The sequence below is a fragment of the Saccharospirillaceae bacterium genome, assembly GCA_022448365.1.
Classification (GTDB): domain Bacteria; phylum Pseudomonadota; class Gammaproteobacteria; order Pseudomonadales; family Oceanobacteraceae; genus Bacterioplanoides.
This window is the reverse complement of the sequence record JAKVCS010000005.1, coordinates 239213-265513: the sequence shown is the minus strand read 5'-3', so window position 1 is coordinate 265513 and position 26301 is coordinate 239213. Positions and strand designations below refer to the sequence as shown.

23 protein-coding genes are annotated in these 26301 nt (G+C 49.9%); 11 read left to right on the top strand and 12 right to left on the bottom strand.

Annotated features, from left to right (window positions below; genetic code table 11):
- Positions 1-18 precede the first annotated feature (18 nt).
- Positions 19-2112, bottom strand: coding sequence for an EAL domain-containing protein (locus MK185_15130; protein MCH2041961.1), 2094 nt, complete (start codon positions 2110-2112; stop codon positions 19-21).
- 230 nt (positions 2113-2342) lie between these two features.
- Between MK185_15130 and MK185_15125 the strand changes: the two genes are divergently transcribed.
- A complete protein-coding gene (locus tag MK185_15125) occupies positions 2343-3611 on the top strand; it encodes a hypothetical protein (protein MCH2041960.1) in 1269 nt (422 codons plus the stop codon).
- Complete coding sequence (locus MK185_15120; protein MCH2041959.1) at positions 3611-4048, top strand: hypothetical protein; 438 nt, start codon at positions 3611-3613, stop codon at positions 4046-4048. The genes MK185_15125 and MK185_15120 overlap by 1 nt, the downstream gene beginning before the upstream one ends.
- A 56-nt stretch (positions 4049-4104) precedes the next feature.
- Here MK185_15120 and glmU read toward each other — a convergent pair whose 3' ends face one another.
- From glmU to MK185_15100, 4 genes are all read right to left on the bottom strand, one after another.
- Positions 4105-5478, bottom strand: a complete 1374-nt coding sequence (gene glmU, locus MK185_15115; GenBank protein ID MCH2041958.1) for a bifunctional UDP-N-acetylglucosamine diphosphorylase/glucosamine-1-phosphate N-acetyltransferase GlmU — start codon at positions 5476-5478, stop codon at positions 4105-4107.
- Positions 5479-5565: 87 nt separating this feature from the next.
- Positions 5566-6543: an L-histidine N(alpha)-methyltransferase gene (gene egtD, locus MK185_15110; GenBank protein ID MCH2041957.1), complete on the bottom strand. Its 978-nt coding sequence runs from the start codon at positions 6541-6543 to the stop codon at positions 5566-5568.
- A 45-nt stretch (positions 6544-6588) separates the two neighbouring features.
- Positions 6589-7878: an ergothioneine biosynthesis protein EgtB gene (gene egtB, locus MK185_15105; GenBank protein ID MCH2041956.1), complete on the bottom strand. Its 1290-nt coding sequence runs from the start codon at positions 7876-7878 to the stop codon at positions 6589-6591.
- Between the two features lie 126 nt (positions 7879-8004).
- Complete coding sequence (locus tag MK185_15100) at positions 8005-8862, bottom strand: zinc ABC transporter substrate-binding protein (protein MCH2041955.1); 858 nt, start codon at positions 8860-8862, stop codon at positions 8005-8007.
- 23 nt (positions 8863-8885) lie between these two features.
- Here MK185_15100 and MK185_15095 point away from each other — a divergent pair, with 23 nt between their 5' ends.
- Genes MK185_15095 through MK185_15085 form a run of 3 tightly spaced genes read left to right on the top strand, consistent with a single transcriptional unit; the run spans position 8886 to position 10976 of the window.
- Positions 8886-9392, top strand: a complete 507-nt coding sequence (locus tag MK185_15095) for a transcriptional repressor (GenBank protein MCH2041954.1) — start codon at positions 8886-8888, stop codon at positions 9390-9392.
- An 11-nt stretch (positions 9393-9403) separates the two neighbouring features.
- The gene (znuC, locus tag MK185_15090; GenBank protein ID MCH2041953.1) at positions 9404-10177 is read left to right on the top strand and encodes a zinc ABC transporter ATP-binding protein ZnuC; all 774 of its coding nucleotides are present in this window, start codon (positions 9404-9406) and stop codon (positions 10175-10177) included.
- Positions 10170-10976, top strand: a complete 807-nt coding sequence (locus tag MK185_15085; protein ID MCH2041952.1) for a metal ABC transporter permease — start codon at positions 10170-10172, stop codon at positions 10974-10976. Before znuC ends, MK185_15085 begins: the two co-directional genes overlap by 8 nt.
- On the opposite strand, the gene MK185_15080 is transcribed toward MK185_15085, so the two are convergent.
- Positions 10966-11583, bottom strand: coding sequence for an SCO family protein (locus MK185_15080; GenBank protein MCH2041951.1), 618 nt, complete (start codon positions 11581-11583; stop codon positions 10966-10968). The two genes, MK185_15085 and MK185_15080, sit on opposite strands and share 11 nt — an antisense overlap.
- 55 nt (positions 11584-11638) lie before the next feature.
- On the opposite strand from MK185_15080, the gene MK185_15075 reads away from it, so the two are divergent.
- Positions 11639-13003, top strand: a complete 1365-nt coding sequence (locus MK185_15075; GenBank protein ID MCH2041950.1) for an MATE family efflux transporter — start codon at positions 11639-11641, stop codon at positions 13001-13003.
- Positions 13004-13281: 278 nt separating this feature from the next.
- Entirely contained in the window at positions 13282-13911 is a 630-nt protein-coding gene (locus MK185_15070; GenBank protein MCH2041949.1) for a hypothetical protein, read from the top strand.
- 272 nt (positions 13912-14183) lie between these two features.
- On the opposite strand, the gene MK185_15065 is transcribed toward MK185_15070, so the two are convergent.
- On the bottom strand, positions 14184-15077 hold the full coding sequence (locus MK185_15065; GenBank protein ID MCH2041948.1) for a LysR family transcriptional regulator: 894 nt from the start codon (positions 15075-15077) through the stop codon (positions 14184-14186).
- A 129-nt stretch (positions 15078-15206) separates the two neighbouring features.
- Between MK185_15065 and MK185_15060 the strand changes: the two genes are divergently transcribed.
- The 3 genes from MK185_15060 (at position 15207) to MK185_15050 (ending at position 17640) form a co-directional block, all read left to right on the top strand.
- Entirely contained in the window at positions 15207-15752 is a 546-nt protein-coding gene (locus MK185_15060) for a cytochrome b (GenBank protein MCH2041947.1), read from the top strand.
- Positions 15753-15775: 23 nt separating this feature from the next.
- Entirely contained in the window at positions 15776-16351 is a 576-nt protein-coding gene (locus tag MK185_15055) for a YceI family protein (GenBank protein ID MCH2041946.1), read from the top strand.
- A gap of 122 nt (positions 16352-16473) precedes the next feature.
- Positions 16474-17640, top strand: coding sequence for a dipeptidase (locus tag MK185_15050; protein MCH2041945.1), 1167 nt, complete (start codon positions 16474-16476; stop codon positions 17638-17640).
- A gap of 102 nt (positions 17641-17742) precedes the next feature.
- Here the strand turns inward: MK185_15050 and MK185_15045 are convergent, their stop codons facing one another.
- From MK185_15045 to typA, 4 genes are all read right to left on the bottom strand, one after another.
- Positions 17743-18822, bottom strand: a complete 1080-nt coding sequence (locus MK185_15045; protein ID MCH2041944.1) for an LPP20 family lipoprotein — start codon at positions 18820-18822, stop codon at positions 17743-17745.
- 29 nt (positions 18823-18851) lie between these two features.
- Positions 18852-19475, bottom strand: coding sequence for a penicillin-binding protein activator LpoB (locus tag MK185_15040; GenBank protein MCH2041943.1), 624 nt, complete (start codon positions 19473-19475; stop codon positions 18852-18854).
- A 49-nt stretch (positions 19476-19524) separates the two neighbouring features.
- Complete coding sequence (locus MK185_15035) at positions 19525-21243, bottom strand: hypothetical protein (protein MCH2041942.1); 1719 nt, start codon at positions 21241-21243, stop codon at positions 19525-19527.
- Between the two features lie 257 nt (positions 21244-21500).
- A complete protein-coding gene (gene typA / locus MK185_15030) occupies positions 21501-23309 on the bottom strand; it encodes a translational GTPase TypA (protein ID MCH2041941.1) in 1809 nt (602 codons plus the stop codon).
- A gap of 430 nt (positions 23310-23739) precedes the next feature.
- Between typA and glnA the strand changes: the two genes are divergently transcribed.
- Entirely contained in the window at positions 23740-25146 is a 1407-nt protein-coding gene (glnA, locus tag MK185_15025) for a glutamate--ammonia ligase (GenBank protein ID MCH2041940.1), read from the top strand.
- Positions 25147-25452: 306 nt separating this feature from the next.
- Here glnA and aroE read toward each other — a convergent pair whose 3' ends face one another.
- On the bottom strand, positions 25453-26277 hold the full coding sequence (gene aroE, locus MK185_15020) for a shikimate dehydrogenase (protein ID MCH2041939.1): 825 nt from the start codon (positions 26275-26277) through the stop codon (positions 25453-25455).
- Positions 26278-26301 lie beyond the last annotated feature (24 nt).

Sequence of the window (26301 nt, the reverse complement as noted above, 5' to 3'; positions counted from 1 at the left end):
TATCTGAGCAGCTGAACCTCAGACTTCCACAGCAGCCTGAGGGCAACCTGATTGATTGTGGGCCTGAACAAACTTGATGTAATCCCGGCCCATCATCGGTTTGGCAAAGTAATAACCCTGAATAATCTGGCACCCATTATCGCCAAGGAAGTTCAGCTGTTGCTCCGTTTCGACCCCTTCCGCACACAATACCATTCCAAGGCGCTTTGCCATCTCGATGATGGTTAATACCAGCGCATCATCGCGCTCCGAGGTGCCGATGTTATCGACAAACTGTTTGTCGATTTTCAGCACATCAATCGGAATTTTGGTGAGATAACTCAACGATGAATAACCGGTGCCAAAATCATCCAGTGCCACCGGACAACCCAGTGCCGTGATTTCTGCAAAAAACTTATTAGCAATTTCGAGATTGTCGAGATAGGAATGCTCGGTCACTTCAAATTCGATCATGCCGGCAGGAATCTGGTACTTACGGAAAGCACCTTTTATGACCCCTACGAGGTGATACTTCTTGAGATCGGTAGCGGATAAATTAATCGATATCGGCTTATCAATACCCAGTGGAATAAACACATCGCGAATGTCCTGACATACGTGCTGGACCACCCACTGAGTGATGTTGGTCACCTTACCGGACTGTTCCGCAATCGGAATAAATTCTGCCGGAGACACAAAACCCAACGTCGAGCTGTGCCAGCGAATAAGGGCTTCAGCACCCAGCGGCGTGCCATCCGGCGCGACTTTTGGCTGATAATTTATACTGAATTCGTTGTCGTCTAGCGCATGGCTGATGGCGTTAGCAATATCAATTCGTCGCTGATGATCCGCCATCATCTGCGGCTCAAAAAAGCTGAATCGCGATTTTCCGTCACGCTTGGCATCAAACATAGCAATATCGGCGTCGCGGATAAGTTCCCGCACATCACCATAATTCTCGCAGTGCTGAGCAATACCAATACTGGCGCTGATCCGCACCTCCCAGGAGCTCAGGGTAAATTTTTGAGCCAGTCCGCTGACGATCGCACCTGCCAGAGCATCCAACCGGTTCTTATCTTCGATCCCTTCAAGCAAAATCAAAAATTCGTCACCACCATGGCGTGAAACCAGTGCATTATCCGGGACATGGGTAAGCAACCGCTCGGCAACACCGGTCAGCAACATATCACCAATTTCATGACCAAACGAATCATTAACCCCTTTAAAACCGTCCAGACCTACAAACATCAAATCATACTGCTTGCCATGATCTTTAGCTGCACTCAGCAGATCATTCATCTTGCCGATAAAGAATTTCCGATTCATCAGACCGGTAAGGCTGTCGTAATTAGCAAGGTATTCCATTTCCTTACGCCGCTTTTCTAGCAAGGTCACAGAATCGAGATTGATTTCGGACTCTCGACGAATGACATCCATCATATTGTTGATGTCCTGGGTCAGTTCCAAGACTTCATAATGGCCACCAACCGGAATCGTCAAACTGTAGTCCCGACTGCGCTGAACCCGCCTGGCAAAAGCAGACAGCTGAGTCAGTGGCGCTAACCAACGATTGCCAAAAAAAGCGAATACCATCATCAGACCTAAGATGGCGATTAATGCTGTTGGTAAAGTACTGATTAACAGACTGTTGGTGCTGACATCCAGTGGTCCCTGAAAATCGTTTACCACCACCAGGAAACCCAGATTAAATGCCGGATCCCCGATCAGCTTTACCGCAATCAGATTACCGTCTTCGTAATACAGGCCCGGCTCATGCAATTGCCAGTCGCTGAATTGAATACGGTATTCTTCACTGACTTGCTGTTGCGAGCTACCAATATAAAAGTCGATTAACTCGCCGTTTGTATTAAAAACAGCAGCACCTTTAACATGGTCATAAGGATCAAGTTTCAATAACAGGGTCTTTAGCTGAAAAAACTCATCCGGTTGATTGACAACAGCAACCAGATCAGCGGCCATATTATCCGTTAATGCATCCAGATCACCCTCGGCATACCCCGCATACAACTGGCGGTGTTCCATCAAAGCCAATGATAAAACGGACCACGCAATACCACCCATAAACAGCAGGCTAAGCAGCATGATGGCCGTGCGCAAACTCTTAATCGGCACTCAGGCGACCCTCCCTGAAATTGAGTTGTGATTGCCGCTCCATGATGGACGCGTGTTCATTTTGGTATTTGTCAGACTAGTTGAGATAACTATCGGGAACATGAGTTGATCAAAATTTCATACTTCATCCCTAAGTATCGCTTCATGTTACCCCAATCACGACGCTTTCGGCTAACACTGTTCTATACTTTCTTGATGACAAAAATAACTCGGGATTCAGGATAATCGTCATGATCCAGGGATTACGGAAAATTTGCCATGCTCTGGCACTGGTGGTAGCTGCTAGCGGCAGTCATCACTTATTTGCCCACGAAATTAATGAACACTTCGATCTGTCTGGGTTCACTCAGGTCATCGCCGGTTATCTGAATGACTCAGAAGCGCGACTGAATGGCTACGAAGATGAAATAACCCTTAAGCAACAATCACTATTCGCACTGCAACCAACCTTCCGCTTGAACGATCAACTGGCATTAACCGGACAATTTATTGCTCACAGTAATGCGGAAAAAAAATCCGGAACGGAATGGCTGTACATCTCTTATAAGCCGAATAACAGCTGGCAGTTTCGTGCAGGTAAACTTCGCATGCCTATTTTTGCTTACAGCGATAGCATTGACGTTGGCTATTCCTACCCCTGGATAACACCACCGCTGCAGGTCTACAACAATTATCTGGCCACAACATTTACCGGCATCAGTTCAAGCTACAGCCATGCAGGACGGGTGCACGCGTTATACCTTGAGGGCTATTACGGTTATTTTGACGGTGAAGTCATTCAGGCTGGCAGTAAGGTCGATATATCGGCAGACGTCGAGGACATCGTTGGCATAACGGCGCAACTGCATCACCAGCAAATGTCACTGAGATTGTCTTATAACACTGGCTATAACAAGTCGGATGTTCCACAGTTGATGCCGATTCAACAAGCGCTTGAGCAGGCGGGTTTCATCAACAGTGCCAATTCGCTCGATAATCACGGCCGCAGCAGTTTCTATGAGACTGCCATCCGTTACGACGATCTCACAAAATTTTTTAGCGCTGAGTGGGTATATGCCGAAACTGAACTCGATCTGGCGTCATCACTCGATGGGTACTATTTTACTGCCGGGTATATATGGCAAGACTTGACCCTTCATTTGACATACGGCGCCAGTGCTTACAGCGACATCAAACCGCAACAGGAGTTACGTGGAGTATATCAAACAGCCCTGCAAAAGCTTGATCAACAGCAGCCATTAACTGCACTTGAAACCACTTCGCTGCAATACTTCGGACTATTCGATTCCGCACCAGATGGCAGTCTCGACAGTTACACCCTGGGCGTACGCTGGGATTTTCGGTTGAACATGGCGCTAAAAACAGAAGTCAGTTATCTCAAAGAAACCTCGCCGCGTAGCGGTTTTTTCGGAAACCGCTACACCAACGGCATGCCCACAGACCTGAACCGGAAATATGACGCCACACTCTTTCAGGCAAGCTGGGAGTGGGTTTTCTGATGCTCATTTGCCGCCAGCTTCATTACTTGCTCATGATCGCACTGACTCTGACTCTGATCTTGGCAAGCACACAGAGCCGTTCTGAAGGTCTGATATTGGTGAGTGCCAGTGAAGAACTCAAACAGCCGCTGAGCCGCGAACAGGTGCGCAATCTATATATGGGGGCATCGCTTGGCTATGATTTAAAGCCGTTGGCGCTGCCGCCACAGAATCGCTTACGATCACAGTTCAATACTCAGGTCATTGGTTTACCGGAGTCACGCATTCAGTCTTATTGGGCACAGATGAAGTTCACCGGCCGAATGACCCCGCCCAAGGAGATGCGCGACGAGCAGACACTGCTGCAACAGCTGCTCACTAACCCGGACAGCATCGGATATTTACCTTCGGATATGCCCGTACCAGCGCGTCTTAACGTGGTATTTCGCTGCCCCTGATAAAAATACCGCAGAAAAGACACTGCGGCATTGTGTTCATCAAACAACCATACCCATTATTTTTTTACCGGACGCTGCCAGCCAGAAACATTGCGTTGCTTGCCACGGGCAACCGCCAGCTCCTCGTCGGCGACTTCTTTTGTGATCACAGAACCTGCAGCAACCGTTGCACCAGCGCCAACTTTAACCGGAGCCACGAGGGACGAGTTAGAACCAATAAAGGCATTGTCGCCGATTTCGGTTTTGAATTTATTTACGCCATCGTAATTACAGGTAATGGTGCCAGCACCAATGTTGGCATTTTCGCCAATTTCAGCGTCACCGATATAAGTGAGGTGATTGACTTTGGAGCCCTTACCAATCACCGATTTTTTTACTTCACAGAAATTGCCTACCTTAGCGCCATCAGCCAGATCGGAGCCAGGACGTAAACGCGCAAACGGACCAACAGTGCAAGCAGCAGCAACCTGAGCCTGATCAATCAACGAGTGCGATTCAACCTGTGTTCCGGCACCCAGCACTGAATTTTTGATCACACAGTAAGGACCAATTTCAACGCCATCCGCCAGCTCAACGCCGCCTTCAAAAACACAACCAACATCAATACGCACATCGGAGCCAACTCTGAGGCTACCTCGCACATCAATGCGCGCCGGGTCGGCCAGGGATACGCCCTGACGCATCAGTTCATCCGCTTGCTGGCGCTGAAAAACGCGCTCCAGTTCAGCCAGTTGCAGACGGTCATTCACACCCTGCACTTCGTATTCATCTTGTGGGTGAATGGCACGCACGGCAACGCCATTATCAACGGCCATGGCAATGATGTCGGTCAGGTAGTATTCGCCCTGAGCATTCTCTGCCGATAATTTTGGTAACCATTCATTCAAAAGCTCAGCCGAAACCGCCAGGATGCCGGTGTTCACTTCACGGATTTTATGTTGCTCTGCACTGGCATCTTTGTGTTCAACAATTTCCTGAATATTACCGGCGCTATCACGCACAATACGGCCATAACCCGTTGGATCATCCAGTTCAACGGTCAACAGCGCCAAACCACCAGCACTCTTGTCGCAATGGGTTTCATCCAACAGTTTTTGCAGAGTTTCGGTACGGATTAATGGCACATCGCCATACAACACCAGCACAGTCGATTGTGGATCAACATCTGGCATCGCCTGTGCGACCGCATGGCCGGTGCCTTTTTGCTCAGTCTGCATCGCCCATTTGACATCAAAATCGGTAATCTGCTGCTGCACTTTTTCAGCACCGTGCCCTATTACGACATGCTGCTGCGCCTCCCCCAATGGTGAAGCGCTGGCAAGAACGTGTGCCAGCATTGGCTGACCCGCTAGCGGGTGAAGTACTTTAGGAAGATCTGATTTCATGCGCGAGCCTTTGCCCGCGGCTAGGGTGACGACTGCCAGTGTCATGGTGAGTCCTGAACAAATAAAAGTGGCGGTCATTTTAGCCCGCCACTACGCTCTGTCCAGTCACTGCGTGGTTTTATTCAGAACTACTTAACCGGCTTTCAGCATCACCAGGGCAAAATATTCGTTATCATCTATCCAGCGCTTTTCTATCTCAAAACCTGCCTGACGCGCCATCCATTGCAACGACTCCATGCGGTATTTGTACGAATTTTCAGTGTGTAAACTTTCACCTTTACGCAACACGATGGTGGTGCCGGCGACGTGTACCATCTGGTCAATTTTACTGACCAGATGCATTTCAACCCGAGAATGACTGCGATTAAAACGAGCCTGATGATCGAACAACTCCTCACTGAAGCTGGCCTGTAAGGTGTGGTTCAGGTGACGTAAAATATTTTTGTTAAAACTCGCGGTGACACCCTGGCAATCGTTATAAGCAGCATGCAGAACAGCTTCCTCTTTTGCCAAATCAATACCCAGCAGGAATCGTCCTCCATTACCCAATGTCGTCCTTGCACGCCGCAAAAAAGCCTGCGATTCCGCCGGTGTGAAATTTCCCATACTGGAGCCTGGAAAAAAGCCCAGTTTGTGTGGTGCTTCTGCCAGAGTCTTGGGCAGCTGCAATGGTTGTGAGTAATCAACACAGCCAGCGTAAATGCTTAACCAGGGATAATCGTCGAGCAACTTATTTGCCGATGCAATCAGAAAGTCTTTACTGATATCCATCGGGACATAACAATCGGGCTGTAACGCTTCCAACAGCAGCCGTATTTTTATACTGGCGCCACTGCCATATTCCATCAAAACGGAGCCCTGCCCTACCAGTTCGGCAATTTCATTACCGTGTTGTCGCAGCAAACCGATTTCAGTGCGGGTCAGATAGTATTCCGGTAACTGCGTGATGGCCTCAAACAATCGGGAACCACGCTGATCGTAAAAGAATTTCGCGGGTAAGGTTTTCTGAGACTTCGCCAAACCGGCCAGCACTTCGGATTTCACATCAGCAACGGCTGGGTGAGCATCAAACAGCTGCAGATTCTGATGTTGGTTGATTCCCTGTTTCATACCATCTCCGGGTTGTTTTCGTGTCGTTGTTGTTATGCTGAGCAGTTACCCTGCTAAACGAATACCGGTGAATTGCCAACGCTCATGGGGGTAAAAGAAGTTCCGGTAGGTCGGACGAATGTGGCCTGCCGGAGTGGCGCAAGAGCCGCCTCTCAATACCATCTGATTGCACATAAACTTGCCGTTATATTCGCCCACCGCTCCGGCGGCTGGTTGATAGCCCGGATAAGGCTGATAGGGGCTGGCGGTCCACTCCCAGCAATCACCAAATTGCTGTTGCAGGCCATTAGCATGAGTTGGAGTCAGGTCAGAAACCGCCTGTGGACGGTAATAACGACTATCGACGAAGTTACCGATACCCCAGTCTGTTTGCCTGGCACTGACTTCCCATTCAAATTCACTGGGCAGCCTTGCTCCGGCCCAGCGCGCATAAGCATCCGCTTCATAGAACGAAACGTGAGTCACAGGGGCATCCGGCACCAACGGTGCAAATCCGTTCAGACTGAAACTGGCGTAGCCTCCGACGCCATCGGATTCTTCCGATGGCTGCCAGTACAAGGGCGCACGAATCTGCTGTTGCTGAACCCAGGCCCAGCCATCCGATAACCAGAATTCCGGATTCTGGTAACCTGCGTCCGCCATGAATTCCAGGTACTCTCGATTCGTTATCAAGCGCTTCGCCAGAGCAAAGTCCTGAACCAGCGCCTCGTGCTGCGGCCCTTCGTTATCAAAAGCGAAACCATGATGCGGCTTATGACCAAATTTGTAGATACCACCGTCAAAGTCGAGCCATTGGTTCACCTGTCCGCCTGCGTCTGCACACGGACTGACGGTTGCAGGGTTGTAAACCGGACACAAAGGATTAAACGACCAGCAATATTGCAGATCGGTGAGCATTAACTCCTGATGTTGCTGCTCATGATTCAATCCCAACTCAATCAGTGGACGCAGGTCTTCACGCCCCAACAATTGCTGCATATGTTGGTCAACGTAATGTCGATATTCCAGCACCTCTTCCAGCGTCGGCCGGGACAACAGGCCACGCTGAGAACGTTGGTACGGTTGACCGATGCCGTTGTAATAACTGTTGAACAGGTGCCCAAACCGGGGATGGAATTCGCGATAATGAGGGAGGTTGGATTTCAGTAGAAAGGTTTCAAAGAACCAGCTGGTATGCGCCAGATGCCACTTTGCCGGGCTGGTGAATTCAGCAGCCTGAAGTTCGTAATCTGCATGTTGAAGTGGACGGCACAACATCAAACTCTGATCACGGACAGCGGTGTAATAACCGTACAACGGGTCTGCCGGTTTGACGACTTGCCGAGCCTGCTCCATATGGACTCCTTGACGGTAGTTGAGACATTCCTCTCACCCACTCTGCCGCTGCCCAAAAAGAATAACAAGACCGCAGATATTCTTAGTCGCAATCCGCCAAAAAACAGATTTTATAAGATTATCGGATTATTTACCGGCCGCCAGGCAACTGACAAAACGCTGGGTCAGATCGCGTACAAACTCAGCATAGCCATGTTTTGTCACAGAAATATGAATGCCCAGAGGATCCAGTTCGCCGGCTGGGATATCAAGACCACGAGTCACCGAGCTGACCAACTTAGGTTCAAACTGCGGCTCGGTAAAAATACAGCGCACATCGCCGCTGGCAAGCTGCTCACGCATGGCATTGAGCCGTTTAAGCCCGGGTTTCTGCTCCGGCGATAGGGTGAACGACCCGAGTTGATTCAGGCCGAAGTAATTTACCCAATGGTCATAAGCGCGATGAAAAACGAAAAAGCCCAACTGCTTAACCGGCAGCAACTGCTGTCGACTGAGTTTCAACTGTGCGCGCAGTTGCTGCTCAAATTGCGACTCCTTATTCAGCGCCTGTGCCAGCGCCTGTTGCGCGGTAATTGCAAGCTCTGGCGCCAGCCACCAATGCGCATCATGGTTGTGATCATCCGAGGTTCCTGGCTGATGAACGGGGGCAGAAATATCAATCCAGACTTTATCCGGCCAGCGTTTTTCGAACCGCGCCAGATACGGCTCGCTTTCAGCACCCGACCAGAAAATAATATCAGCATCCTTCACCTTACGAATATCTGAAGGACGGAAGGCGAAATCATGCGGAGTGGTACTCTGTGGCACCAGAGTATCGAGATTGTCAGCAACCGAAGCGGCAATTAAGGCCAAAGGGTGAACGCTGGCAAGAACCTTGGTTTCATCCGCGGAACTCATCACTGGCAACATAAACAGAGAAAAAAACAGCAGCCGGAAGGTGTAGGTCATTTGTTCAGGGCGGTTAGTATCGTAGAATTGCAACATTATAACCTATTATGCCGCGAATCATGACTCAAAAAGACCATTCCTGTAGTCAGCAACCAACCAATGTCTACAACCAGCATGATCACCATGACTGCGTTGACAGTGCCCTCAAGCGGGCTCAGGATCTTTGCGCCACCGAAGGCGCACGCCTGACACCCATTCGACAGCGGGTTCTGGAGTTGGTCTGGCAAAGTCATAAACCCGTTGGCGCCTACGATCTGCTGGAAACGCTGGCAGCCGAGGGATTTAATTCCGCACCACCAACGGTATATCGTGCGCTGGATTTTTTACTCGAGCTGGGACTGGTACATCGTATTAATTCGCTCAACGCTTTCGTTGGTTGTTCCCACCCGGGTGATCAACATCCAAGTTGCTTTTTTGTCTGCAACGAATGCGGCGAAGCCCAGGAACTGCAGGCAAATCAGATTCAGGTGGTTGCCAATCAGGTGGAAGAAATGCTCGGGGTTGTGGTGCAACAACAAACGACTGAATTGATGGGGTTATGCCCACGGTGTCAGGCCAATAAGTAAGCGATTCCCTCATGAGCACTCCTCTGCTACGCGCCAGTCATCTGCACCTTAAACGCACTCACAAAGTGGTGCTCGACAACATCAGCCTGGAAGTTGATGCGGGGCGCATCATCACACTCATTGGTCCCAATGGCTGTGGCAAATCGACGCTGATCAAAGTGCTGCTGGGTCTGGAGCAAGCAGACCGTGGTGATATCGTGCGCCAACCCAAATTGCGTGTGGGTTATATGCCGCAAAAGCTCAACCTGGATGCGCGCCTCCCGCTAACTGTGGACGGTTTCCTGCGACTCGCCCCTGGCGCCGATACGCAGCAAATCAATTACTGGCTTGAACGACTCAAGATTCAGGGCCTACATGCCCTGTCGGTACACGGTTTGTCAGGGGGCGAATGGCAACGGGTGCTGCTTGCCCGCGCTCTGTTGAGAAAACCGCAATTACTGGTGCTGGATGAACCGGTGCAAGGAGTAGATGTGCAAGGCCAGCTGGAGCTCTACAAGCTGATTCCACAGCTGCGCGACGAACTGGGCTGTGCCGTGGTGATGGTGTCTCATGATCTGCACTTGGTAATGGCTGCCACCGATGAAGTGATTTGTCTGAATGGCCATATTTGCTGCTCCGGTCATCCCGAACAGGTCAGCGTTGATCCGGCTTATATCAATCTGTTTGGCCAGCGCCCGGCTATTGCACATTACACGCATCAACATGACCATCACCATTGCCTCGATGGCCAAGTTGAACACCAGTCCGGCCATGACAACAGCGGCAAGGAGCACAGTCATGAATGAGCTATTCACAGACATTTGGTGGCTCGTGCCCTTGCTCACCGGAGTTTTGTTGGCGACCATCACAGGTCCGTTAGGCAGCTTTGTGGTTTGGCGCAGAATGGCGTTTTTCGGCGACACGTTGGCCCACGGAGCTTTACTGGGTATCACTCTGGGCGTACTGACCGATATCAATCTGACGGTGGCATTGGCGCTTAGCTGTGTGCTTCTGGCACTGCTGCTGATGCCGCTGCAAAATCGTTCTAACCTCTCTTCCGATACGTTATTGGGTATTGTTTCCCACAGTACGTTAGCGATTGGATTGGTCGCCCTGAGTCTGGCCGACGGCGTCCGGGTTGACTTAATGAGCTACTTATTCGGCGATCTGTTAGCCGTCGAAATATCCGACCTGGCCTGGGTAAGTGCCAGCGTCATGGTGATTGGGGGCTTAATGGCATTGAACTGGCGAGGCTTGCTGGCCAGTACCGTCAGTCCCGAGCTGGCCGAAATTGATGGCTATCCAGTTAAGCGACTGAACCTGTTATTGGTGCTGATGCTGGCTATGGTTGTCGCGCTGGCAATGAAGATTGTTGGTATTTTATTAGTCAGCGCTCTATTAGTCGTGCCTGCAGCTACTGCCCGGAGTTTTGCCCGTACACCACAACAAATGGTGTTGATCGCCGCTGCCAGTGGAATCAGTTCGGTGTTACTCGGCATCTGGGCGTCTTTTCAGTGGGATACGCCAACGGGTCCGAGCGTGGTTGTCGCCGCTGCGGGATTGTTTACCCTGAGCTTGATCAGTCCCAAAAAGGCTATCGCTTAACCAGGTGCTCGAGAAGCGGCTTCATACGTTTCGGCCAATGTGGCGGAGCGATGTAGCCCTGATATCTCCAGTCCGGGCTGACCAGAGCGATATTGGCGGTGTGATCCATCAGATAGGCCATGCCCTCTTCCCGCTCTACTTTGGCGTAAAACGCGTGCAGTTCTGGCGTAATGGTTTTTAGTGAGTCTTCATTACCAGTGAACGCCAGGAACGCCGGATTAAAATAGTCCATATAAGGCTTCATCGACTCAACTGTATCCCGCGCCGGATCGACCGAGACCAGAATCACCTGCAGCTTGTCCTGCACCTCCGGCGCCAGTTTTTTCCAGCTACGACTCAGATCTGCCAGTGTGGTTGGGCAGATATCCGGGCAAAAGGTGTAACCAAAAAAGATCAGTTTCCAACGATCGGTCAGATCCTGGTTAGTAATGCTGTCGCCATTCTGAGTAATAAATTCAAACTGACTGATAGGCAAGGATTTGGGAAATAACATCACACCTTCCTGTTGCCAGATAGCATCCGCCGCGCGCTGCTGTTGCACTGAAGTGCCAACGCCGCCAAAAAAAGCTGCAAGGGAAACCAGGAACAGTAAAATCACGCCTTTCATAACATCATCCCAACAATCAAAACCCTGTTAATCATGGTTGCGGAGTATAACAGCGATGGCATCTGCCGCACCGGCTAATCAAACATCTGTTGCTGCGACACAAGGTCGCATCTGGTCTCTGGCCTGGCCCATTATGCTCAGTAATATCACGGTGCCACTGCTGGGTCTGGTCGATACTGCCATTCTCGGTCACCTGGATGATGCGGTACACCTGGGTGCGGTAGCGGTGGGCAGCCAGCTGTTTATCCTGTTGTTCTGGAGCTTCAGCTTCTTGCGTATGGGCACAACCGCGCTCACCGCACGCGCCAGCGGCGCCAGACAAGTAAACGCCGACAATGACCAGCGGCTACGCCAGTTACAGCTGGGTTTATGGATGTTATTGCCGCTGATTCCGGCAGTCATGTTACTTGGCTTTATGTTGTGGCCATTGGCTTTACCACTGATGGCAGACAATCCGGTTATTCAGCAAGGCGCACTCGACTATTTAATGATCCGTGTATGGGCAACGCCGGCGGTGCTGGGTCAATACGTGTTACTCGGCTGGTTTATTGGTTTAGGCAAAACCCGAATCCCACTGATACTGCTTACCGTCAGCAACATCATCAATGCAGCGTTGAATTATCTGTTCGTTTTCCAGCTGGATATGACGGCCGACGGCGTGGCACTCGGGACCGTCGTCGCGGAATACAGTGCGCTGATATTAGGCCTGGTGTTTGCCATCCAGCAAGGCTTTGCCGGGCTGGGTAAACGCCCCGATTGGTTGCAGCTGAAGCCAATGCTGAGCATTAACCAACATCTGTTTGTTCGCACTCTGATGCTGTTATCAACGTTCGCTTTTTTCACCGCACAAGGTGCACAACAGGGCGAACTGATTCTGGCAGCTAACGCAGTACTGATCAGTCTGCTGTTGCTCATCGCCAACGCGCTGGATGGCTTTGCCCATGCAGCGGAAGTTCTGGTAGGGCAGTCATTGGGAGCAAAACAAACACAGCCAGTGAGGCAGGCAATTCGTTTAACAGGCCTTAACTCTTTCTTAACGGCACTGACTTTATGTTTGCTGTTCTGGCTTTTTGGTCAACAGTTGTTCCATTTATTAACCGATAATCCGCAGTTATTGCCGGTGCTTGATCAATACCGCTGGTTCTTGTTTCTACTGCCGCTGGTGGGTATGCCGAGTTATTGGCTGGACGGTGTCATGGTCGGATCAGGTCAGAGTGAAATCATGAGAAATGCCATGATTGCGGCCGTATTACTGGTGTTTTACCCGCTTTGGTGGCTGTTTAGCGAAACCTTGACGCAAACCGATACCAACTTCGGCTTGTGGTGGGCCTTCTACGCGTTCACGCTGGCTCGAGCTGCCTTTATGGGCAACGAATTTTTGACGCTTTATAAAAAACCTGAACTTTTTATAAAAATGTGAAGAAAGTCACCCGCTTTTCCTAGCGAGAGCGTCAATGTTTACTATACTTTCTTTCGTCAGCACTAAATGACGCCTTAACTTACTGATTTTATTATATTTTTTAAAAATCAGTTTTTTAGATCAAATCCGTCTGATTGATGTCGGTTTTATCCATTGCGGATTAAAACAAAGCTTGTAAGCTATTCCGCATGTGACAACTCAGGACAAAACAGGTCAGAATTTTTACTGAAAAATTCGCCAGACCTTTGACTCAGCAACGGACAAAAGAAGGCAGGAACATGGAAGCAATTCAAAACCTTATTAACTCCGCAATTGCAGAGGAAGCCAATAGCCAACAGTTACATCAGGCATTGAACAGCCGCCTTGAACAGGTCGCTCGTGTGGTTCAGGTATCGGAAGACCAGCCATTAGAAAAACTCTACGATTTTGTTGTGCGTTACATTGAAGACGTACCAACCATGCTTGATGCACTGCAGTCTGCCGCCCTGGAAGTGGGCCTGATAGATTATGTTCAACCGGTGATTCGCGTAGCCAGCGAGTTCTTTACAACACCACCGCAGGAAATGAATAAAGAGGGCGGTCTTGCCGCCATCATGGGCGAAGCCTATCTGGCAATGCGTCTGTTTGAAGAGGTGAATGAGACCTACATCTTTAAAGTAGGTCAGCCGCTGATCCCAATGGATATGACCATGTCGAACATCATTATCCATACCTTGATCGGCGAGCCGTTTGCGAATGATCTGGATGAATTAGTAGAACAGGCGGTTGAGCACCTGTTTACTCCGGCTTACCAGAGCGAAGACTTCAAAGCCTTTATGAGCCGTAAAGAAGCCGACAACCTGGTGCATATCTGCCGTCAGGTGCCGTGCATGTCTTCTGAGATGGGCCTGGCCAGTCAGTTTGCGTGATTTAATGAAACCGGAAAGATGTCCGTTCATACAACGGATATCTTTTCAGCCGCCGCCCCGAAGGGCCATCCCTAATCCTGCCGGGCCAGCGCAACATCCTGTTGCTGCTTTGAAAAAATATCCATCCTACTCACTATCTTTGCTAATTCAGTGCAAGTGTCATCGAAGCAGCTGAAACAAGGCAAAAATATCTGAAAAAGCGGAGTTTATAGTTATAAATGAGCATTTTGAGGATATTTTTAACGCTGTTACAGCAATACAGATAGCTTGAACTACTGCCCCGCCAACTCTGGCAACGCCCTTACTAAATACTCCTGCAACGCCCGAATTCTAACGCTGTCTTTCATATCTTTGTGGTACACCAACCACAGCGGCTCGGCTTCGAAGTTGAGGCCGAAATCCACCCGGCGTAAACCTTCACTCAGCAGATTCGGGCGGTGTAATGATTCAAACGGACCGATCCCCATGCCCTGCAACACGGCGTAATAAATATCGTTAAAACTGTTGCTCTGAAACACGATTTGTTCGGCATCCAGCTTTTCATACAAGTCGTTAATCGCCGGAATCTGATGCTTGTCACCCGTAGGCAGAATCCATAAATGGCGACCAACATCCGCGGTACTCTGAGGTAACCCGAAACGCTCTATGTAACCTTCCGACGCAAAATAATTCAGGCCAATTTTTATCAGTGGCTTGGCGATCAGATCAGGCTCCGCTGGCTGGGAACCAATCCGCAATGCGGCATGAATATCACCACGGCTGAGCGACAGAATTTCATCCGTTGCCATCGTTTCTACCCGGATTTGCGGATATTGCTGACGAAAGCCGGCAATCAACGGTGCCAGAAACTGTGAAAAATCAGATACCGTTGAGATACGAATCGTACCGGACGGTGAACTGCCAAGCATCATCAGGCTGTTCTGCAACATCTGAATATCTGCTGCGACGGGCTTTCCTTTATCCAGCAACAAATGGCCTGCCTCGGTAAGGCGGTAACCTCGCTGATGCCGAATAAAAAGACGCTGACCCAACTGCTGTTCCAGCTGATTGACCCGGCGCAAAACGGTTGAATGGGTCATACCCAACAACTGGCCAGCGGCACTGAGGCTGCCACTTTCGGCCACGGTATAGGCGACGCGGATGTCGTCCCAGTTAAGACTGCTCACTGATGATTCCATACAGAACTTTACTTGTTCATATTCGCACAATAGTTGTCAATATAAAGCTATTTTTTAAACAATCGGTTGGCGTTAAGGTAAGGCCATCTCGTTCAGTATGAATCTCAGGTAGAAGCGATGGCGCAATTCAAAAACAGTGCAGAAGGCTATGGCTGGATCAGTATTGCTCTCCACTGGTTGATGGCTCTGGCAATTTTTGGCCTGTTTGGCTTAGGGCTGTATATGGTCGAGCTTACCTACTACGATACGTGGTACCGCGATTCTCTTGATTTACACAAGGGTGCCGGTATTTTGCTGGCGTTAGCCTGGGGTGGACGTCTGGCGTGGCGCATACTGAATACCCGACCAGAAGAGTTGGGAAATAAAGTCTGGGAACATAAGGTTGCTCACTTAGCCCACATTTTGCTGTATTTGTTAATGCTGGCGCTTTTTGTCAGCGGTTATTTAATTTCCACCGCCGATGGCCGCGCGATTGAGGTTTTTGGCTGGTTCGAAGTTCCAGCGAGCTTAATGATGGATAATCAGGAAGACGTCGCGGGCGTTATTCATTGGGGTCTGGCCTGGAGCCTGATGGGTTTGGTGGCATTGCATGCAGCTGCAGCAGTGAAACACCATGTGATTGATAAAGATCGCACCCTGGTGCGTATGTTAAAAGCGAACTGAATTCACTAACAAAGGAAGCACACATGAAAAAACTACTATTGGCTCTGGGCGTGACCGCCGCGGCAACTCTGGCTCCGCTGACTCAGGCAGCCACTTATGACATCGACACCAAAGGTGCGCACGCGTTTATCCAATTTAAAATTCAACACCTGGGATACAGCTGGTTACTGGGCCGATTCAACACTTTTGAAGGACAGTTTGAGTACGACGCAGGCGCTCCGGAGAAATCCTCAATTCTGGTTGAGATTGATACCGCCAGCATCGATTCCAACCACGCGGAACGTGATAAGCATCTGAAAAACTCTGATTTTCTGGATGTTTCCAAATACCCTAAATCCACGTTCCAGAGCACCAGTTTCAAAGCTATCAGCGATACCGAAGCGGAAGTCACCGGTGATTTCACTCTGCACGGTGTAACCAAATCGATCACTTTCCCGGTAACGAAAATTGGTGAAGGTAAAGACCCATGGGGTGGCTACCGTGTTGGTTTCGAAGGTAAAACCACACTGAAGCTGTCTGACTACGGCATCACTTACAATTTAGGTCCGGCATCTACTCACGTAGAAATTGGTCTGTTTATCGAAGGTATCCGTCAGTAAGGTCTGTTGTACCAATCACTGAACAAAAGCTTCACAAAAAAAGCCCGCGGCTTAACCACTGCGGGCTTTTTCTTTGCCGATAACTTTATTAATCTCAGACCAAGCCTGAATGAGTCTGAGTTATGCACACACTGATTAAACCACTGTTATTGCTATCCACCAGTTGGCTGTTAAGCGGCTGCGAATTTATCAGTTCTCAGATAGAACAAAAACAAAACGGCGTAACTGCCCACGCACCCTACACCATTTCTGCCGAAGCAAAGAAACTGCATTCACATTTAATCATTGGCGATTGGCATGCCGACACCACGCTGTGGCAGCGCGATTTAAACGACCGACACAATCGTGGCCATGGCGATTTACCCCGCTACCTGGAGGGTAATGTTGCTCTACAGATGTTTACCACGGTGACTAAATCACCAGCTGGACAGAATTACCAAAGCAACAGCGAAGACGCTTTCGATAACATCACCGCACTCGCGATCGCCCAGGGGTGGCCTGTTAATACCTGGCAGAATCTTACCGAGCGCGCTTTATATCAGGCTTCGCGGTTGCAGCAATTGGCAGAAGACAATCCTGAGCAATTTATGCTGGTGCGTAATCAGCGAGAGCTGAACGCCCTGCTACAGAAGAAAGAAAATGGCACAAAGATTCTCGGTGGTTTAATCGGCAGCGAAGGCTCGCACGCGCTTGAAGGTGACCTGGATAATATTCAGAAACTCTACGATGCCGGCTTCCGAATGATGAGTCTGCAACACTTTTTCGATAATAAACTGGGCGGCTCTCTGCACGGTCATTCGAACGAAGGTCTGACCACATTTGGCAAACAAGCCGTCAGGGAAATGGATCTTCTCGGTATTATGATCGATGTTTCCCACTCCTCCCCCCAGGTAGTCGAAGATGTTCTGACTTTGACCGATTCACCATTAATTGTCAGCCATACCGGTCTGCATGGCCATTGTCCGACTCATCGAAATATCAGCGATCAGCTCATGACCCAAATCGCAGAGGGCGGCGGCATTATTGGTATCGGTTATTGGGATGCTGCAGTGTGCACAGCCAATCCCAAAAATATCGTCAAAGCCATCAGTTATGGCATTGATTTACTAGGCGTGGAACATATTGCTCTGGGTTCGGATTTTGATGGCGCCGTAACTACACCGTTTGATGCATCCGAGCTGGCAGTGCTGACGGATGAGATGCTAAAAGCCGGTTATTCGGTGGAAGATATTCGTGCCGTGATGGGTGGCAATATGGTCCGCTTCTTACAGCAGAATCTGCCACAGTAGCCATGCCAGCACTGATTTCTACGAAATAAACGGTCATAAAAAACGCCACGTAACACATGCGTCACGTGGCGTTTTTTATGCGGTCATTGGCGAACGGAAGCCTCAGTTAATTTTATCAACCAGGGCCACGGCCAGTTCCTGACCTAACATTTTAGCAACGTTACGAGCCGCTTTCTGACGAGCCACATCTTCCAGCCCGGAAACACCTTTCGCCTGCTTACTGAACGAGCTTAATGCCCGGCCGGCGCCGTCACGAATGGTCACCCGACTATCGGCAAACACGTAAAAACTGCCACGTTGTTCTTTACCGGTCAGAGCGGCATTCACCTCAAACACCAGATCCGCACCTGAGTCTGCAACTCGCAGGCCCTGGTCGGTTAACGCTTCGATAATACCGCCGCCAATTTCCTGTGCACCGGAGTCCTGCAAGCTGATCGTTACCTGCAGCCGGTCGATCAGAGTGTTGATACGATCCTGCAATGCCACCAGGTCTGAATCCAGACGAGGCTTGCGGCGATCCATACTGACCAGAGCAAGACGCTCGCCGATACGATCGCGTTTAGCGAACAACGTCAGCGCCGGTAACAGCGGCTGCAGTTGTTGCAAGCGATTGCCCTGAGGCTGTTTGGCTGCAATCTGTTGCAGCTGATCATCCACTTCCAGCACGTCACGACGCAAGCGTGCAGCGACCTTTGAACGATCCAGCTCTGCTAAGGCATACGCGTATTTGCCATCGATGTGGGTTTTAACAATCTGAGCTTCATCCAGCTCAACCGGAGGCACCTGGCTACGGACGTGATTGCGAATAACCTTCTGTACTTCGCTTTCACGGTTAGTGCCGCTGCGTTCTGTGATATCGGAACTGAAATCACCCGACACAGTCACCTTCAGCTGACTCACCAGATCAACACGGGCCAATTCACCCGCGCGCTTCAATGCCTCGGTTTTGTTGCCATACACTTCTATCGAGCCAACACCATAAGCCATACCCGGCATTTCCGGGGTATTGGTCAACCAGGAAGGTGAACCGCTCTGGCTCATACGATTTGTTGCATCAGCCGATTGAGGTCTACTGTTTTGTGGCATACAGGCAACCGTGACACTGGCTGCAATCACCAACACCAGCGTTTTCTGCAGCGAGTGTTTTAACAAAGCCCGGTTACGCAACAGAAGTCTAGTCATTGTCTGTTATTCCTTTTTCTGAAGCGGAGTTAGAAACCGAAAGAAGATTTTTCCTGCAGCTTCTGGATCTTCTTCTGACCATTCCATACTTCACGGTTCGATTCCATGTCGATCAATTTCATATCAACCTGATAAAAGGTCACACGATCATCACCGACCTGATCAACAATGGAATTCACAGCACCAGACAGAGCAAAATCGGCTGCGTTTTCCTGACCCTGCGCTGCAGCGTTACGGGCATTCAGTTCCTGATCACGGCGTTCTTCACGTATCGCTTCACGCTCTTCGCCACCGGCAACAAAATCGGCTCGACCAGAGCGAATGATGGCGCGCTTAATGTCGTTAGTGAAAGTATCGATTGCGATATGCTCATGAGATTTGTTGCGGATACGGGAAATGATGACGGTTGGACGACGGCTGTTATCCATTTCGAAATCACGCGCCCATGGGAAAGACAGCATGTCTTCGATCATTTCATTGGCAACCAGCTCAGAGTCCTTGGCGTTCCAGCGATCAGACAGCGCGACTTCTTCGCTGGCAGAGATGCGCGAAACCTTAGTCGCGCAGCCTGCAGACAGCAGAACGGAAGCGCCTAACAAGGTAGCCGCAGTTACTTTAGCAATGGCAGACAGAGTCGAGACTTGTTTCAGCATAATTTCGTTCCTTTTTATGCGTTAGCTTTTTAGATAGTTGGATAATAGTTTAGTTGCCGGTTTGAACCAGACTTTTTACAGCGCTGGATGGTGCTCCGGCAACGGGTGCCAAAGAGCGTACCTGCCAGAGATGAATCTCACCTGACTTCAGATCAATATTTTTCTGCTCCCGATGATGCAAACCGTATTCTAACGTCGAATCCAGAGTCAGCTGGTGTTGACCCGGCTCCAGCGCAAGCCGGCGGATACGCACATCGCTGGGCAATAGTAACCAGTTACGGGTTTCGGCAGCATCGGTCAGTTGGGCGGTTAATTTACCGACCGTGGCTAACAGGCCACCGTATTGCCCACCCACATCACCGACTTTTGCCGCCGTTAAGGCTTTTAACGCAGAGCGGGCCAGCGCCATCTGGATATCAAAACCGGAGTTGACGATTTGCTCCTGCAAACCCATCTGCGCCGGGTTGGAAGACTTGATCAGGTTGTAGCTTTTATCGCCCACCATCAGCTCAGTCTCGCCCATCTTTTTGATCGGGTCGTAATAAGGGATGGTGATACGCATGGAGTTGCCAATCGCCTGAATCAAACCCAGATCTTCAGCAGTATCCCACAGTGGTCCTAGCGTTACCGTTTTGGTGAAGCTGTTAAAGACAAAGCCCACTTCGGTTGCATCCAGATAGTTAGCTACGGCATCGAGAATGCCTTTATCAGCGTACAACACATAAAACCAGGCAAGCTGGGCATTGTCGTTCTGGAATAAATACGGGCGAATTTCCAGCGCCTGCAATGTCGGGTTAACCGACAGTTCAAGGTTCATTTCTTTGCGATGCGGTGCCAGACCTTTATCTTCAACCACAATCAGCTGAGCTGTATCATCCCATTTATCCAGCTCGGCGCGCTGCTTTTTGCTCAGTTTACGTTTCGCCAGCCGACGCGCATCATTTTGATCACCCATTTTACGCATCATGCGAACGACGTCGAACCAGGCCTGGGACGTCATATCGTCGTCCAGGCGGAACTGCTTAACAAAACCGTCCTCGTAGGATTTCGCCGCCTTCTGATAGCTGATACGGGCGTCATCGTATTCGCCGTTCATTTCAAAGCTGATACCGGTGAGATAATGCGCCATCGCATCATCGCGGTATTCCAGCTGATCCATATCGATCAGATTGCCTTGCAGCTTCTCGAAAATTTTCAGCAATTGGGTAAAGGTCTGTTGATCTTTATCTTTCTGCTGGGCGTAGGTGCCTTTGCGGCTATTGAGATCGTTAAGACGGATAATCAGACGACGCGATTCAATGCGTGCACCATCTAAAGCATCCAGCCGTTCATTGCGTGTTGTGGCACTTTGCGCCAGGCCAAAGTAGTTCATCGCTTTGTAATAGTTGATGAACATCTTTTCGAAGTCTGCGCCACCGTAAGGACCCTGACGCGGGTTCGACATCATCACTGCCAGTGAGCTGGTAATACTGGTTGTTTCCAGGTCTTCGGCTATGCGTTCCGCCTTATTCAGTAATTGGTTACTGCTCGCATAATCACCTTGCAGATGTTTAATCACACCGAGTTCCATGTGGTATAACAGTGCGTCGTTACCGACCGGTTTTAGCGCCTTTTTGAACGAGGCCTCAGAACCAACAAGATCGCCTTGCTGAACCTGAGTAATGGCCTGATTGACCCCTGCACCATAAGTGGCACAACCAGAAATAAATGCCGCACATACACCAGAAATGGCAGCGCGTACCAGAGCAGAACGCTGTGGTCGTTTCATGCTGAATAAGCTCCTTGCTTGGCTGGCTGCTCCAGTGCCTCCAGCTGATATTCGAATGACGGGCTAGTTTAGCCAGCGATTTTACATTTGACTATTAACAAAGCGCACACATATTGATGCAGCGTTCACAAAAATACGGGCCAAAGCGGTATTGTGCCTGCATACGCCTGTTTTTATCCATCCTGATGATTGGCGGATAATAAAAAACCCGCACTGGGTTACCAGTGCGGGTTTTTTATTGAGCCGAAAATGAGCGCTTACTTGTTTTTCGCGCGCTTACGTTCGTTCTCTTTTAACAGCTTCTTACGCAGACGGATGCTTTCTGGTGTTACCTCTACCAACTCATCGTCTTCGATGAATTCCAGCGCCTGTTCCAGCGTATGACGTACTGGCGGAGTCAGGTTGATCGCTTCATCGGTACCCGACGCACGAACGTTGGTCAGCTGCTTGGCCTTAGTAGGGTTAACCACCAGGTCGTTATCACGGCTGTGCAGACCAACAATCATGCCTTCGTATACTTCAACTGCAGGCTCAACGAACAGACGACCACGATCCTGCAGAGTGAACAAGGCATAACCCAGCACCTTACCGGCAACCATGGAAACCAGCACACCGTTATGACGGGTAGATCCCAGCGCAGCCTGAACCGGACCATAGTGATCGAATACATTGGTCAGGATACCGGAGCCGGATGTCATGGTCATAAACTGGTTACGGAAACCAATCAGGCCACGTGCTGGCATAATGAATTCAAGACGAGTACGGCCTTTGCCATCCGGAACCATGTTGGTCATTTCCGCACGACGGTTACCCATCTCTTCCATTACCGAACCCTGGTGCTCGTCTTCGATGTCGATAACCACTTGCTCGTATGGCTCTTGCAGTTCGCCGTCCACTTCTTTCTGAACGACTTCTGGCTTACCAATCGCCATTTCGAAACCTTCACGACGCATGGTTTCGATCAGTACTGACAGGTGTAATTCACCACGGCCAGATACTTTGAATTTCTCAGGAGAATCGCCAGGCTCAACACGCAGAGCAACGTTGTGGATCAGTTCCTGATCCAGACGGTCTTTGATGTTACGCGAGGTCACGTATTTACCTTCTTTACCGGCAAACGGCGAGTTGTTCACCTGGAAGGTCATGGATACGGTTGGCTCATCAACACTCAACGGTGTCAGTGCTTCAACATTGTTTGGATCACATAAGGTGTCTGAAATGTTCAGACCATCGATACCGGAAATACAAACGATGTCGCCAGCAGCGGCTTCTTCGACATCGACACGGTTCAGACCGTGGAAACCTTTGACCTGCTGAATACGACCTTTGCGGGTATTACCTTCAGCCGTGATCAGCTGGATGTCAGTACCTGGCTTCAGCTTACCACGGGTGATGCGGCCAACACCGATGACACCAACGAAGCTGTCGTAGTCCAGTGCTGAAACCTGCATCTGGAACGGGCCGTCCAGCTCAACTTTTGGTGCTTCAACGTGATCAACAATCATCTGGAACAGTGGCGACATGTCGTCGGCCATGTTGTCCGGATCATCGCCAGCGATACCATTCAGAGCAGAAGCGTAGATAACCGGGAAGTCGAGCTGCTCTTCGGTCGCCCCTAAACGGTCAAACAAATCGAAGATCTCGTCCATTACCCAGTCAGGGCGTGCGCCTGGACGGTCGATTTTGTTGATGACAACAATAGGACGCAGGCCACGTTCGAACGCTTTCTGAGTTACGAAACGAGTCTGAGGCATTGGCCCGTCAACCGCGTCTACTAACAGACATACGGAATCAACCATCGACATCACACGCTCTACTTCACCACCGAAATCGGCGTGTCCAGGGGTGTCTACGATGTTAATGCGGTAGTCGTTCCACTTAATGGCGGTGTTTTTCGCCAGAATGGTAATACCACGCTCTTTTTCCTGGTCGTTGGAGTCCATCACACGCTCGCCGCCCTGGTTACGATCCAGAGTCCCGGATTGTTCCAGCAGCTTGTCAACCAGGGTCGTTTTACCATGGTCAACGTGGGCGATGATGGCGATGTTTCTTAAGTTATCGATCACAGCAGTAGCCTGTCTTAAAGTGAGGGCGTTGCTGCAAACCTGGGTCCTGTATAACAGGACGCATCAACACCATAAAAAATGAGGCGCGATTATACCTGAGTTCAGCCTGCTGCGGCATATCAATTTTATGTCTGTATTTTGGTGTTTTTTCGTATACGCAATCCCCTATGTGAACCTATACTGTGCAAGCTTTTATGGAATACCGCAGGCCTCAGCGCTTTTTTGCATTATTTTGGTGCATTGTATTTTGGCTATGTATTTTTTTGGTGCGCCCTTGATTGCTCGTCACACTGAAGGCCCAGATTTTGTGCGGCCTGCAGCATGTTAATGAGTGGCACACTAATTGCTCAAGGGTATTCATCTAAGTTTTAGCACAACAGCCGAGGTGAGAACCTCGTATCAAATTGAACCAGCATCTGGAGATAATAAGATGTCAGAGAACACTCTGAATTTGATCAAAGAAAATGATGTACGCTGGGTTGACCTGCGTTTCACCGATACTAAAGGTAAAGAGCAGCACGTTTCTATCCCTGCTCGTTACGTAGACGAAGATTTCTTCGAAACTGGCCAAATGTTTGATGGTTCCTCCATCGCTGGTTGGAAAGGTATTAACGAATCCGACATGATTCTGCTGCCAGACGACAGCACGCCTTTCCTGGATCCGTTCACTGAAGACGCTACTCTGGTTCTGCGTTGTGACATCATCGAGCCTTCAACTATGCAAGGTTACGAGCGTGATCCACGTTCTGTTGCTAAGCGCGCTGAAGCTTACCTGCAGTCTACCGGTTTGGGCGATACAGCTTTCTTCGGTCCTGAGCCAGAATTCTTCATCTTTGATGACGTTCGCTGGGGCGCGGACATGTCTGGTTGCTTCTACAAGATCAACTCTGACGAAGCAGCTTGGAACACTGAAGCTGTAATGGAAGGCGGCAACCTGGGCCACCGTCCAGGCGTTAAGGGCGGTTACTTCCCGGTTCCACCAGTTGATAGCTCTCACGACATCCGTGCTGCTATGTGTAACACCATGGAAGCGATTGGCCTGGACGTTGAAGTTCACCACCACGAAGTAGCTACTGCTTGTCAGAACGAGATTGGCGTTAAGTTCAACACGCTGGTTAAGAAAGCTGACGAAGTTCAAATGCTGAAATACGTTGTTCACAACGTTGCTGCTGCTTACGGCAAGTCTGCTACCTTTATGCCTAAGCCAGTTGTTGGTGATAACGGTTCTGGTATGCACGTTCACACTTCTTTCTGGAAAGATGGCGAAAACCAATTCGCTGGTGACGGCTATGCTGGCCTGAGCGAAACAGCTCTGTTCTACATCGGTGGTATCATTAAGCACGCTAAAGCGCTGAATGCTTTCACCAACCCGTCTACCAACTCTTACAAGCGTCTGATCCCAGGCTTCGAAGCTCCGGTAATGCTGGCATATTCTGCTCGTAACCGTTCTGCTTCTATCCGTATTCCATACGTTGCAAGCCCTAAAGGTAAGCGTATTGAAGCTCGCTTCCCGGATCCGACTGCTAACCCATACCTGGCCTTCGCAGCTATCCTGATGGCTGGCCTGGACGGTGTTCAGAACAAGATCCACCCTGGCGATGCGGCTGACAAAGACCTGTACGATCTGCCAGCTGAAGAAGCTGCTGCAATTCCACAGGTTGCTGGTAGCCTGCGTGAAGCTCTGGATTCCCTGGCGGCAGACTCAGACTTCCTGACTCAGGGCGACGTGTTCACTAAAGACATGATCGAAGCTTACATTGACCTGAAAATGGAAGATGTATACCGCGTTGAGCACACGACTCACCCGGAAGAGTTCGACATGTACTACTCTGTATAATCTTCGGATTATCGAGTGCGAAAAAGGTCGCTTTATGCGGCCTTTTTTTGTGGCTGATTGATAGAGATATGGCTTCGTATGTGCCCGGTGAGCACACCCATCAAGTCAGCCCGGAAGAATTCGACATGTACTACTCTATATAATCTTCGGATTATCGAGTACGAAAAAGGCCGCTTTATGCGGCCTTTTTTGTGGCGGGAGTACAACTGCTCTATTTTGGTGCGCATAAGTCAGATCCACCTTAAAAAAACCGCCTTCTGTTTCCAGTAAGGCGGTTTCTGATTCTTCGGTTTTAAGCGAAAGGCGCTAGCGTCGGCGATCTTCCCGGATAGCACTCATTACACCTTCCGTTGCCGGCCGCACTTCACGCCATAATAAAAAGGCTTCAGCAGCCTGCTCGACTAACATACCCAAGCCATCAATGGCTTTAGCCGCACCGTGATCCAGTGCCCACTGGTTAAATACCGTGGTTTCGGCGCCGTACATCATGTCGTAGCTGACGGTATCAGAGGAAATACAACACGCCGGAACCGGAGGCAGTTCACCCGCCAGGCTGGCGGAGGTACCGTTAATAATCAAATCGAATTCACCGGAAGCGTCAGCAAAACCAGATACCGTGATGTCGCCCAAATCCGCAAAGTCGTTTGCCAGTGCCTCGGCCTTGCTCACGGTGCGATTAGCCAGGGTGATGCTGGCAGGTTTCTGCTCCAGCACCGGCTGTAGAATACCGCGTACGGCTCCACCGGCGCCAAGAATCAACACGCGCTTACCTTCGATAACAACGCCCTGATTCACCATAATGTCGCGCACCATACCAACGCCATCGGTGTTGTCGGCCAATACAGTGCCGTCCTCAAGCTTCTGCAGGGTATTTACTGCTTCGGCGCGCTGAGCACGAGCAGAAAACTTATCGGCGTAACGCCAGGCATCCTCTTTAAAAGGCACTGTAATGTTCAGGCCTTTACCGCCACGACGAAAGAAGTCATCAACAGCAGCATCGAAGCCATCCAGTGGCACCAAAATCGCTGAATACAACATATTTTGATCGGTAATTTTAGCAAACGCTGTATGTATCTGGGGCGATTTACTATGGCCAATCGGATTGCCCATTACCGCGTACAAATCGGTCATTATTGTCCTCTGCGTTGTTACACC

Excerpts from the sequence above, each read along its gene's own strand:
- MK185_15125 (MCH2041960.1), top strand. The coding sequence starts at position 2,343 with ATGATCCAGGGATTACGGAAAATTTGCCATGCTCTGGCACTGGTGGTA.
- MK185_15120 (MCH2041959.1), top strand. The coding sequence starts at position 3,611 with ATGCTCATTTGCCGCCAGCTTCATTACTTGCTCATGATCGCACTGACT.
- glmU (MCH2041958.1), bottom strand. The coding sequence starts at position 5,478 with ATGACACTGGCAGTCGTCACCCTAGCCGCGGGCAAAGGCTCGCGCATG.
- egtD (MCH2041957.1), bottom strand. The coding sequence starts at position 6,543 with ATGAAACAGGGAATCAACCAACATCAGAATCTGCAGCTGTTTGATGCT.
- egtB (MCH2041956.1), bottom strand. The coding sequence starts at position 7,878 with ATGGAGCAGGCTCGGCAAGTCGTCAAACCGGCAGACCCGTTGTACGGT.
- MK185_15100 (MCH2041955.1), bottom strand. The coding sequence starts at position 8,862 with ATGTTGCAATTCTACGATACTAACCGCCCTGAACAAATGACCTACACC.
- MK185_15095 (MCH2041954.1), top strand. The coding sequence starts at position 8,886 with ATGACTCAAAAAGACCATTCCTGTAGTCAGCAACCAACCAATGTCTAC.
- znuC (MCH2041953.1), top strand. The coding sequence starts at position 9,404 with ATGAGCACTCCTCTGCTACGCGCCAGTCATCTGCACCTTAAACGCACT.
- MK185_15085 (MCH2041952.1), top strand. The coding sequence starts at position 10,170 with ATGAATGAGCTATTCACAGACATTTGGTGGCTCGTGCCCTTGCTCACC.
- MK185_15080 (MCH2041951.1), bottom strand. The coding sequence starts at position 11,583 with ATGAAAGGCGTGATTTTACTGTTCCTGGTTTCCCTTGCAGCTTTTTTT.
- MK185_15075 (MCH2041950.1), top strand. The coding sequence starts at position 11,639 with ATGGCATCTGCCGCACCGGCTAATCAAACATCTGTTGCTGCGACACAA.
- MK185_15070 (MCH2041949.1), top strand. The coding sequence starts at position 13,282 with ATGGAAGCAATTCAAAACCTTATTAACTCCGCAATTGCAGAGGAAGCC.
- MK185_15060 (MCH2041947.1), top strand. The coding sequence starts at position 15,207 with ATGGCGCAATTCAAAAACAGTGCAGAAGGCTATGGCTGGATCAGTATT.
- MK185_15055 (MCH2041946.1), top strand. The coding sequence starts at position 15,776 with ATGAAAAAACTACTATTGGCTCTGGGCGTGACCGCCGCGGCAACTCTG.
- MK185_15050 (MCH2041945.1), top strand. The coding sequence starts at position 16,474 with ATGCACACACTGATTAAACCACTGTTATTGCTATCCACCAGTTGGCTG.
- MK185_15045 (MCH2041944.1), bottom strand. The coding sequence starts at position 18,822 with ATGACTAGACTTCTGTTGCGTAACCGGGCTTTGTTAAAACACTCGCTG.
- MK185_15040 (MCH2041943.1), bottom strand. The coding sequence starts at position 19,475 with ATGCTGAAACAAGTCTCGACTCTGTCTGCCATTGCTAAAGTAACTGCG.
- MK185_15035 (MCH2041942.1), bottom strand. The coding sequence starts at position 21,243 with ATGAAACGACCACAGCGTTCTGCTCTGGTACGCGCTGCCATTTCTGGT.
- glnA (MCH2041940.1), top strand. The coding sequence starts at position 23,740 with ATGTCAGAGAACACTCTGAATTTGATCAAAGAAAATGATGTACGCTGG.
- aroE (MCH2041939.1), bottom strand. The coding sequence starts at position 26,277 with ATGACCGATTTGTACGCGGTAATGGGCAATCCGATTGGCCATAGTAAA.